A 6676-nucleotide genomic window follows, 5' to 3' on the forward strand; every position below is an offset into this window, starting at 1 on the left:
CATCGGACACGCGGAACGCGATGCCCTCGTCCTTCCAGCCTGCCTTCACCGCATGATCCAGCTCCACCTTCGACAGCGTGTAGAAGTGACCGCCGTCGTTCGGGTTGTACGCACGGTACACCGGCTTGCCATCCGACGTGGTCACGAAGCTCACGCCCTCCGCACGCCAGCCCTTGCGCACCAGGCTGTTGTACTCCACCACCGAAGCCGTGTAATGGTGCGAACCAGCATCACGCGCATTCGGGTTGAACAAGCGGTACACGGTCGTCGTACCAGCCGGAGCCTTATCATCAACCAGCTTGCCCTGAGCGGTGGCGAGCTTCGCGGCGAGCTTGTTGCCCGCATCGATCTGGGCCTGGCCGGAGAGGTTCTGGTAGGCCTGGTACTCGTCCTGCAGATCGTACAGGTAGTCGACGTAGGTCTTCCAGGAGGCATCGGTCTTCGCGTACTTCTCGGCCAGCTTGTAGTCGGCCTGCTGGTTCGCGAAGCTCGGGGTCCAGCCGTTCCAGTCGGCAGCGCCGTTGAGCGGGAACGCACTCAGCGCGGCGGCGTTCTCGAGCTTCTCGCTCGGGATCCACCAAGCCAGCAGCTCGGCGCCCTCGATGACCTTGTTGGAGGTCTTCTTGCCGGTGTTCACGTCGTAGAAGTAGCCATCGACCAGATTGGCCTTCTTGGAGCCGTCGGTGGTGTACCAGCCGGCGAACGTGAAGCCGTCACGGGTCGGGGCGGAGATGACGTCCTTCCACGTCTGACCGTCGGTACGGGTCGCGTACGCGCGGTTGGAGCCGTTGGCGAACACGCCGCCGTTCGCGTTGAGCAGCAGGGACTCGGCGCCGGTCCACTGGGCGTACACGGAGGTGCTGGCCTTCACGGTCGTGATCGGGGCGCCGTCCTGGATGGAGATCCACTGCTTGACGGTACGGGACGTGTAGTCGCCGTGGTCCGTGTTGGCGGAGGTCTTGTAGTAGTCCTCCACACCGGTCGGAGCGTTGATCTTGCTGCCCTTCGTCACGAAGTCAACGGCCTGGCCGGAGCCCTTCTGGACGTTGCCGAACGTGGCGGACGGGTTGTTCCACGTGTGGGCGACCGGGTCGGCGTAGCCTGCGTTGGAGTTGGCGACGTGGTAGTTGTAGTAGTAGTTGACCTGGGCGATGTTCTTGGTATCCCAACCCGCGTGCACGGTCACGGTGCGCTTGGAGGCGTTGGCGCCCGGGATGTTCTGGACCGGGGCGTTGAAGTCGACCTTCGAGCCATCGGCAGCATACCAGCCGGTGAACTGGGCGTCCCAAGCGGCCGGCTCGTTCGGCTCGGCGATCTTGGAGCCCTCGGCCACGTTCGCCTGAGTTCCGGCGGTGGTGGTGTCCTCGTCGTTCACGGTGCTCTTCGCCGTCTTGACGGCGGAGGTCTCATCATCGTTGAACTTGTAGGTGACGGTCCAGTTCTTGTCACCGAAACCGGAGAAGCCGAACAGGTACAGGTCCGCAGCGGACGGATCGACGTTGCTGTTCTTCACGTTCGCGGTGAAGTCGTACGCGGAGGAGTTGTCCTTCGCGGCGCTCCACTGGTCGACACCAGAGACGGACGGCACACGGTACGCCGGGAACGGGGTGCCCGCCACCGTGTACAGCTCCTGATCGCCGGAAGCGGCGGTGTCGCTCTCGTGGAACACCACCTTGGCGACGTTCTCCTGCTGGCCCGGAACAGTGGTGTGGACCTCGAACACCGGGTACAGGTCGAGGTTGGAGCTCACGGCCTGGTTCGTGTACAGGTCGGACGGCGCGTAGTCCTTCGAGGTCGTCGTCTTCCAACCCGCAAACACCTCGTTGGTGGGAGCGGTATCATCGCCGGCGTACTTGGCGTAGTCGGCCGCGGTCAGCGCGGAACCAGTCTTCACGTCCACCTGCTTGGTGGCGCCATTGGCATAGTGGAAGGTGATCGTCTTGGCTTCGGCGTACTGGGCGTACACCTTGGTGTCGCCCTTGACCGCGATCTTACCGTCGGCGACCTTGTTCTTGCCGGCCAGATCGTAGGAGTATCCAGTGAACACCTTGCCGTCGGCAGCGCTGTAGAACGGGTCGGACTTCGAGTTCACGTCGATGGTCTCGCCGTAGGTCTTGTCCTTGCCCAGAACCTGGTTGTCCGTGCCTGCCGGAGCGTAGGCGGGGTAGGCGACGACCGTGAACTTCGTACCGGTATTCGCACGGTACGGATCCGTGGTAGGCTCGCCCGTCACCGCGGCGTTGGCGGTCGACGCGGCGACGCCCATGGTCGCGAGCATCGCGATCGAGGCCAGGCCGGCGAGCGGCGCGCGCCACTTGCTAGTATTTCCTGTCATCTTCAGGAACCTTTCTTTTAGGGACACCATGTCGTGGGCAGGAGCCTGGGATGATCGCCGTCGTGCCGCATATCGTGGTTGCCGACCGCGCGTGGCGCGAATAGGATCGTCCGGTAAGGGATTCCGATAGTGGAGGAGGTGCGTCAGTCCGTCGTGGTGCCGGCCGCGAAGGCGCGTCGTATCGGTGAGCCGGTGATGCTCACCCGTGAGGACATCGATCGTGAGCGTCGCCGGATCGAGCGGGAGTACGGCACCGCCGACGAGCTGCGTGCCACGCGCGACTTCATCGGTCTGGCCCTCCGGCAGCGGATCGCCTTGTAGCGGCTCGAGGATCTGGACTTCCTGGAGGGCAGGTGAGCGGCGGGAGCCGCTGCTGCACTACGGTTACGTGCGCGGGGCCCGGGGCAATGTCCCGGCCGCGCACATCAACGTGCATGCGAGCGACGATTCGGCGACCAGGGCGATGCGACCAGGGCGATGCTGGCGTGCGGCATGAAGGCGCAGGGTCACGGTCGTCGCAGAAGCTTCATGGAACGGGGCGTGTTTCCGACGTTTTCGTCCCTGCATCTGCCGGTGGGCGGCGATCGCATGCGTCCGGGACTGGAGGACGTACTCCAGCTGGCGGTGTGCGAGTTCGGCATCGACGTGACGGCCGGATGGCTGGACGCGGTCGAGGCGAGCCATGAGGAGTATCGGACCACCCAGCTGCGCGCGTTCGTGCGCGAGTTCCCCGATATCGCGTTCGAGGAGCTGCGCCGGGCCGGCTACGTGGACGGGGACGTCCCGCAACGTCCCGTGCGCGAGGACCGGATCAGCAGGCTCAGAAGGTACCGATACCCCTCTTCAGGGACGACGGCTCGGCGTCTTGTCCTGTTCGCCTCCCCCGAGTCCAAGCACTGCGCATTACTTCGTTGACCTTCGCAATGCAGGTTTCAACTGTCCTTGCGACTCACACGGCAAGAATGGTACCTGTGTGTGATGTGAAAAGAGAGTGCCGGTTTCCCGGTCTTATTGCCAGAGCAGAACGAGGCCACCCGCACCTTGCCATGTTGTAGATGAGCACGGGTGCTGCACAGCGGCCACGGCGGATCGCTGCCTCCCCGCATTTCATGAGCGTATTTCACCGAACCCGACAGGTCGCTCCCGTATCCCCTAACGCGTAGAGCCGGGATCTTCCCGAGCCGGCTTGCCCGCGATCCTCGGATTTGCGGTGAACTGGCGATGTGTGAAGGATCCTGTTCCCCGCATAGTCGTCGGCATGCGTAATGAGGTATCCGGAAACGACGTCGCAGAGCACGCCCAGTGACCCCACGACCGCTGCCAGCATCGGGGCCTCCTTCATCCCGGCATAGTCGTAACGCGCGCACAGGCGCCTCGAGAACTCCTCAAGCTGTTTCGCGGCATCCGAACGAATGCCGGGACTGTCCACGAGTATGAGGAACGCGCAGAGAACGGACGCGAAATCATGCACCAGCGGATACCGCCTCAACGAGGAGTACAGAGGCGTCGTATTGGAACCGGTCAGCCTGTCCAGCTCGGACAGACAGTTCTTGACATATCGTGTGGGTCTGATGTCCTTGCGAATGCCGATGATCAGGCAGTTGCCATGGGACGCCGCATTACGCAGGATCCGGACCGATCGGAACAGGTTGGTCGAGTTGTCCTTCATTCCCCGGCTGTCGATATACGACTGATACAGCCGGCATAGCGTGCTGAAATCCACGGTCTCCCACAGATTCCAGACCGCGGGATCGTCGAAGTACTTTCGCAGGAGCCCCTCGGTGTACACGGAATGATGATACCGGGAATGCCGGTAGTCCCCATGAAAACGGAACTCCCCGTCCGGATCGAAACGATGCACGACGTCGTAACCATCCTCGGCGGGATCGTCCATGATCAGCCTGTTGAACCGGACCTTCAGGGCGTGCTCGATATTGAGACAGCAGTAGCTCAGCAGGGTGCGCAGATGGAAGTCGATGGTCGACAGATCCTTGAGATACGCGAAATCCAGACCCGTGTAACGATCGCCGACCCTCTCGAAGTTGTTCTCGAACGCCTTGAGCTTGAAGAAATACGTCCTACTGGTCAGAAACTCGGCGGCGGCATCCTCATCGCACAGGGCGAAGGAGACGCCGTGGGACTTCATCGAGGCGATCTGCTGGGCGACCGTGTATTTGAGACGTGGCATGCGCCCAGAATAACCAATGGGGCCAACGCCCGAAGACGCCGCCCCATATGGTGGTTTTCCCGGGAAAGAACCGGGACCTTTTGTTCACTCGCCTTCAATGTACTCAGTCGAGCGCCAGAGGTCAAGCCTCGCCGTGTTTCCCGTGTCCCTAAAAGAAAGGTTCCTGAAGATGACAGGAAATACTAGCAAGTGGCGCGCGCCGCTCGCCGGCCTGGCCTCGATCGCGATGCTCGCGACCATGGGCGTCGCCGCGTCGACCGCCAACGCGGCCCCGTGGTATCCGTCCAGTGATGCCTCTACCCAGTATCAGGCGCTGGTTTACCGCGCTGATAAGCCGTGGGACAATACCCATGCGCTCGATGTCCACGGTTCGTATGGTGAGCTGGTGCATCTGAGCGAGTCCAGTGATCCGTATGCGTCCGATTCGTCCAAGGTGCTGTCGTACTTCTCCACGGATCTGGCGGGCAAGCACAAGGTGCCGTCTGACTACGTGCTGACCGGCGATGTGAAGCTGTTCGCCCAGTACAAGGACGCGGTCACGGTTTCCTTCGACACCAATGGCGACCGTCAGATTACCTCCTCGGATAAGTCCTTCAAGATTGCGAAGGGCGACTCCCTGACCGCTGAGGTGTACAACAAGGAGCTTGACACCAACAGCGATGGCGTCGCGGATGAGCCGACCAGCGTTGTCACCTCCCTGACCGACCCGACGTTCGTCGGCTGGACCAGCACGTACAGCAAGAACGACGCGGCCGATGATCTGTACGAGGGCGGCAAGATCACCGAGAACACCACCTTCTATCCGCACTTCGCATCCGCGCAGAACGTGGCCACCATCGCGTTCCGCGAGTTCGGTCAGGATTCCACCAGCTACACGTACCGCAACACGCTGACCAACCACGCCTTCCCGGCGTACCGTCTGCCGGTCTATACGGGCGATAAGGCTCTTGGGACTACAACTTCACCGACGCCATCAGCGCGCAGAAGAACATCGGCACCTCCTACGACACGCCAGAGAACCTCGACAAGCTGGCCACCTTCACCCCGGCGGACGCTTCCGCCCAGAACGTGACCGTCAAGTTCGACATGAACGACGCGCAGTCCGGCAGCTCCGTCAGCACGCTGTACCAGCCTACGGACGTGAAGACGACTTCGGATCAGAAGATCGCGGAGCCGACCACCCCGGCCGCTCCGGGCGCTCGTTTCACGGGCTGGTACACGGTCCGCGGCGCCAATGGCCAGAGCAACAAGTACGACTTCAACAAGTCTGTCGACGCCAACTTCAAGGACGCCACCGGTGTGGTGACTCTGTACGCCGGCTGGGACACCACCAACGTGTCCCGCATCCAGCTCAACCTCAACTACCGCGACGACTACGGCTTCCAGAGCCAGGGTATCATCATTGAGTACGTTGAGCCGGGCTCCACGGTGACTCTGCCGGCTGGCCTGGAGGAGTACTACCAGACCGATGCGCAGGCCGATTCCAACAAGGGCGAGTACACCACCTCCAAGCTCAAGGGCTGGAAGTACGGCACCGCCGGCGACATCGTGACCTCGGTCAAGGCCCCGGCTGAGCACAAGTCCACCATCCTCGACGCCGCTTGGTCCGATGACGCGGCTTACCTGCTTGATGCGAATGGTGGTAAGTTCGCCGACGGATCCACTTCTCAGTGGGCCACCATCGAGGACGGCGCCGCGATCAAGTTCCCGGTCCCGACCCGTGCCGGCTACACGTTCGGCGCCTGGCAGAACAAGACCACCGGCTACGTGCTGAACTCGGCGAACGGCCAGTACTACCAGTACAACGACAAGTTCGAAAACTTCTTCGACATCAACAGCAAGCCGGTGACCGGCCTGACCATCCAGCCCGGCGACCAGTTCAAGGCGTTGTGGTGGAGTGGTGCTGTTCAGGTGACGAAGGCGACGTATGACTTCAATGGCGTGCTCAAGTACGAGAACGTGGAGAAGGACTACGCCGCGGTCGAGGCGGCCGGTTACACGAAGGCGTCCGCCAAGTCGTTCGTGGACGCCCAGTACGCGCTGCGTGACGAGTACGCCGCGTACACCGGTCTGAAGACCGGCTCCCAGGCCCAGATCGACGCGGCCGTCAAGCTCAACGCGAAGTACGACGCGGCCAAGGCTCTGCTGGTGAA

Annotated in this window: 6 protein-coding genes; 4 read left to right on the forward strand and 2 right to left on the reverse strand. The window is 62.3% G+C overall.

Annotated elements, in window-relative coordinates:
- Positions 1–2335 (reverse strand): InlB B-repeat-containing protein (locus tag BCAL_RS12415; RefSeq protein WP_193786789.1); only part of this gene is annotated, 2335 nt, incomplete at its 3' end.
- A 138-nt stretch (positions 2336–2473) separates the two neighbouring features.
- On the opposite strand from BCAL_RS12415, the gene BCAL_RS10900 reads away from it, so the two are divergent.
- The gene (locus tag BCAL_RS10900; RefSeq protein ID WP_152600451.1) at positions 2474–2656 is read left to right on the forward strand and encodes a hypothetical protein; all 183 of its coding nucleotides are present in this window, start codon (positions 2474–2476) and stop codon (positions 2654–2656) included.
- 219 nt (positions 2657–2875) lie between these two features.
- Positions 2876–3250 (forward strand): hypothetical protein, encoded by a 375-nt coding sequence (locus BCAL_RS10905; protein WP_043167864.1) that lies wholly within the window; start codon positions 2876–2878, stop codon positions 3248–3250.
- A gap of 205 nt (positions 3251–3455) precedes the next feature.
- On the opposite strand, the gene BCAL_RS10910 is transcribed toward BCAL_RS10905, so the two are convergent.
- Positions 3456–4523 carry an Abi family protein gene (locus tag BCAL_RS10910; RefSeq protein WP_043167861.1) on the reverse strand — a complete coding sequence of 356 codons (1068 nt, stop codon included), beginning with the start codon at positions 4521–4523 and terminating at the stop codon, positions 3456–3458.
- A gap of 169 nt (positions 4524–4692) precedes the next feature.
- Between BCAL_RS10910 and BCAL_RS10915 the strand changes: the two genes are divergently transcribed.
- The gene (locus BCAL_RS10915; protein WP_043260127.1) at positions 4693–5595 is read left to right on the forward strand and encodes a hypothetical protein; all 903 of its coding nucleotides are present in this window, start codon (positions 4693–4695) and stop codon (positions 5593–5595) included.
- A gap of 14 nt (positions 5596–5609) precedes the next feature.
- Positions 5610–6676: InlB B-repeat-containing protein (locus BCAL_RS10920; protein ID WP_238549698.1), on the forward strand; the 1067-nt coding region annotated here is incomplete at its 3' end.

The organism is Bifidobacterium callitrichos DSM 23973 (genome assembly GCF_000741175.1).
Taxonomy (GTDB): domain Bacteria; phylum Actinomycetota; class Actinomycetes; order Actinomycetales; family Bifidobacteriaceae; genus Bifidobacterium; species Bifidobacterium callitrichos.

Excerpts from the sequence above, each read along its gene's own strand:
- BCAL_RS10910 (WP_043167861.1), bottom strand. The coding sequence starts at position 4,523 with ATGCCACGTCTCAAATACACGGTCGCCCAGCAGATCGCCTCGATGAAG.
- BCAL_RS10915 (WP_043260127.1), top strand. The coding sequence starts at position 4,693 with ATGACAGGAAATACTAGCAAGTGGCGCGCGCCGCTCGCCGGCCTGGCC.